The following is a 3271-nucleotide window of genomic DNA, read 5'->3' on the forward strand; positions in this document are numbered from 1 at the left end:
TTGGCCACCGGCGGTGCATAGGCCGCCAACCCGGTCAGGGTATTGCAGCTCTCGCAGAACTCGCCGGGCAGGCCGAGATAGATGGCCTTGACCATCGGCTCGCCGCAATTGGGGCAGCTCATGCGCCGCCTCCCAGCACGCCCTTCGCGGCGTTAGCGGCAGCGGCCATGATGGCACTCGGCGAGGGCGCCCTAACGCCATCGACCGCTGCCCGGCCCATCGCAACCTCGCGGCCGCGAGGCGTCGCCAGCAGCAGGCCGGGCTGATTTGCCACCAGACCTTGCTGCGCCAGCCAAGCGATCTGCTCCTCGACATCCAAGGTCGAGACGGTCAGGGTCAGGGCGTTGAGGCCGTCGACCACCCAGGCGATGGTGGGCAGCGGCGCGACGCCGGGACAAGTAGTGTGGCCCTGGGCGACATCAAGCCCGGCCTGGGTCAGCATCGCCCCTTCGGCGGGTTGCACCTGGCGGGCGACCAATCCCTGATCGGCCAGCCATTTGACCAGGACGCGCACCTGGTCGCGGGTCAGGCTCAGGCCGTAATCGCTCATGCCGTCATGCAGCAACGAGACGGTGGCGCTGAGGCCGGGGCAGCGGGCCAGATCTCGCAGGATGCAGATCCGGGCATTCTCATCGGCGGGCTGGTCGGTGACCAGGCGCAGCATGGCCAGCCGGACATGTCCCAGCCAGCGGGCGGAGAAATTGCTCATCTTCCTTCCAGTCCGATATGCACCAGGGTGTTGACCGTATCCTGCAACCCGGCTACGGCCTTGTTCACCCCTTCCACCGTCGATTGGATGCCCTGGACATTGGCGGCGATCAGACCGACCTGCTGGCTGATCCGGTCCAGGTCTTCTTTCGTCGGCATGTGGTTGAGGGTCGTTTCAAGGCGCTCGAATCGCACCTCGCCGGCATGCAGGCGGCGATCCAGTTCGGCATGCTGTTCGGCATGGCGGGTCTGGAAGACCGAGAGTTCGGCCTTGGTCACCCATTCGCGCCGCATGGCCCAGATGATCCAGGCACAGATCGTCGAAACTGCGCCGCCAGCCGTACCGCCGATCATCAGTGCCATCTTCAGCCACTCGCTCCACTCAGCCATTCTTTTCGCTCTTCCCGCTTTCCTTCTGAGGAGCCTGGCCTGCCGGCACCGGCCGGCGCTTCAACGCTCGTTCAAGCGCCCAGCGGCGGAATAGCTCTTCCGCCGCCTGCGCCTGGTCGCCCAGATCAGCCATGATGACCTTGGATCTTCGCGTGCAGCTCGTCCGACACTGCCGCGAGGCGGTCCCACTCCTCGGGCGTCGGATTTCGGCACTCCCGCACCATCGATTCGATATCCTTGCGCGCCTGGACTGCGGCGGAGACACCACGCGCGGCGGCATCGGCGATGTTCAGACCCATCAGCAGCAGTTGGGCCAGCATCATCTTGTCCATCAGCTTTCCCCTTGATGCAGGTAGTCGGAGAGCGCCTCCACCGCCTCCCGCGCCGCCGACAGGGCGGCCGGCAGGCCAACATCCTCGCCCTTGCGTGCGGCCTCGCGCGCAGCGGAGACCGAGGCGTAGGCGATGGCTTCGAGACGGCGGATATGCGCCTGAGTATTGGCCGAGAGGCTGCCCGACTGGATGGCTGCCAGGGCGACGCGCTGCGCCTGCTGATAATCCGCTTCAAGCGCCCAGACCCGTTGCTCCAGGGACTCGGCCTTGGGTGTGGCACAGGCAGAAAGGCCGATGGTCAGTGCAGGCACGACCAGCGCCAGGGCCAGGATCGAATGATTGACGGCGGGCGGCTTGTTGCGGTTGAAGATCGGCGCGCTGGTGACGGCGCGCAGGATCAGATTGAGCAGGCCCCAGAGCAAAATAAAGGCATCGGCATATTGCATGGCCATGGCCATGTCCGTCTTGATGCCGATCAGGCCGAGGCCGACCATCAGGATGTTGGCGATAATCGTCTTGTAGCCGTTGAGCATCACACCCTCACGGAATGTCGTTGTAGAAGAGGTGCGAGCCGATGCTGACGACGGGCTTGCGGCCCTGCGCCCAGTCGGGCGACACCGAGCGGGTGTGGTAATGATCGGCGCCCTGGGTGGCGTCCGTGAATCCGGGCTCGCCGTTGACAACGGCGCAGGCGACCAGCGTCGCCCGGCGCAAGGCCGGATCGGACAGGTCGGCCGCGATCAATTTCGGACGGTTGGGGTCGGCGGCATTCCAGCACGAGAATTGCCAAGCCTTGAGACAGACCGCAGCGATGCTGTGATCCTGGTATCCGGGCACGCCTGCGCCATACCAGCGCCGCCGGCGCACGCGATTCAAGATGACATGCGCGACGGCGGTCATGCCGGCGATGCCTTCGCCGCGCGCCTCGCCGTAGAGTGTGCGGGCCAGGATGTCGATGTCCGTAGCGGACGGGGATAATTGGGTCATGGGGCCTCCCGTAAGGGGTACCCCGGCAGGATGCGCGCGCGTGCGGCGGCAACCCAGCTAAAGGACTTTAGCCTTGGGCCAGATACTCGATCAGGTCGAGCTGGCGGGCATCAGGCAGATCACGCTGGATCTGGTAGACCCGCTGCTCGGTGATGCCGGCTGCGCGGGCGATCCTGGCCTTGCTCCAGCCGCGCTGCAACAGGTCGGCCACCAGGGCGCGGCGCCCCTGGCTGCGCAGCGCCGGCACATCAATGCTGTTGCCGGCGTAATGCGCGATCAGCTGGAGGGCCATCTCCCGGCCGAGCACCAGGAGAGGATGCCCCTCGGTCAAGCCCGCCGGCACATAGATCCGCGTGCCGCCGAAATGCTTTACCACGGCATTGGCCACGTCAACAGATGTGTGCTCGGTCAGATCGATATAAGCTTGCGGCAGGCCGCGCGGCGCCGGCCGCGCCTTAGCCATGGCCGCCCCCCGTCCGCTCGGTCCAGCGCTTCAGCTGCTCGATCAGGCGCCGCTTCTCGCGCGCATCGCAGAAGCGCAGGTCGGACTTGCCGACCTGGTTCTCGATCCAGGCGCGCAGGGCTTTCTCGGAGCGGTCGACGAGTTGCCCCGCTTTGCCCAACTCGATCCAAAGCCCCCGGATCATCTGCGATTGCGGATCGCGGGCTGCCGGTGCCGGCAAGGCCGCCTTCGCCGGCTTCCAGCCCAGGCGCTTGAACTCCTTCAGGATCTGATCGAGTTGGTGATCGCGCAGGCCCTTGGCGCTGTCTTGGCCGGTGATCCGCTTGAGGATGGCGCGATAGGTCTCCTCGTCGAGGGCGAGTTCCTTGCGCGCGATATGGACCTTGGCCAG

Annotated in this window: 8 protein-coding genes; all 8 read right to left on the reverse strand. The window is 66.0% G+C overall.

What is annotated here, in order from left to right:
- Positions 1-118: 118 nt before the first annotated feature.
- On the reverse strand, positions 119-709 hold the full coding sequence (locus tag EPD66_RS23320; protein ID WP_142850967.1) for a hypothetical protein: 591 nt from the start codon (positions 707-709) through the stop codon (positions 119-121).
- Positions 706-1098, reverse strand: a complete 393-nt coding sequence (locus tag EPD66_RS23325) for a DUF2730 family protein (protein ID WP_142850968.1) — start codon at positions 1096-1098, stop codon at positions 706-708. Before EPD66_RS23325 ends, EPD66_RS23320 begins: the two co-directional genes overlap by 4 nt.
- Positions 1091-1231, reverse strand: a complete 141-nt coding sequence (locus EPD66_RS24220) for a hypothetical protein (RefSeq protein WP_185961594.1) — start codon at positions 1229-1231, stop codon at positions 1091-1093. Before EPD66_RS24220 ends, EPD66_RS23325 begins: the two co-directional genes overlap by 8 nt.
- Complete coding sequence (locus tag EPD66_RS23330) at positions 1224-1430, reverse strand: hypothetical protein (protein ID WP_142850969.1); 207 nt, start codon at positions 1428-1430, stop codon at positions 1224-1226. The genes EPD66_RS24220 and EPD66_RS23330 overlap by 8 nt, the downstream gene beginning before the upstream one ends.
- On the reverse strand, positions 1430-1963 hold the full coding sequence (locus tag EPD66_RS23335) for a hypothetical protein (RefSeq protein ID WP_142850970.1): 534 nt from the start codon (positions 1961-1963) through the stop codon (positions 1430-1432). The genes EPD66_RS23330 and EPD66_RS23335 overlap by 1 nt, the downstream gene beginning before the upstream one ends.
- Positions 1964-1970: 7 nt before the next feature.
- Positions 1971-2417, reverse strand: a complete 447-nt coding sequence (locus EPD66_RS23340; protein ID WP_142850971.1) for a cell wall hydrolase — start codon at positions 2415-2417, stop codon at positions 1971-1973.
- Between the two features lie 67 nt (positions 2418-2484).
- Positions 2485-2880 (reverse strand): helix-turn-helix domain-containing protein, encoded by a 396-nt coding sequence (locus EPD66_RS23345; RefSeq protein WP_142850972.1) that lies wholly within the window; start codon positions 2878-2880, stop codon positions 2485-2487.
- Positions 2873-3271 (reverse strand): regulatory protein GemA (locus EPD66_RS23350; protein WP_185961595.1); only part of this gene is annotated, 399 nt, incomplete at its 5' end. The genes EPD66_RS23350 and EPD66_RS23345, both read right to left, overlap by 8 nt.

The sequence above is a fragment of the Telmatospirillum sp. J64-1 genome (assembly GCF_006980715.1).
Lineage (GTDB): Bacteria > Pseudomonadota > Alphaproteobacteria > Rhodospirillales > Magnetospirillaceae > Oleiliquidispirillum > Oleiliquidispirillum nitrogeniifigens.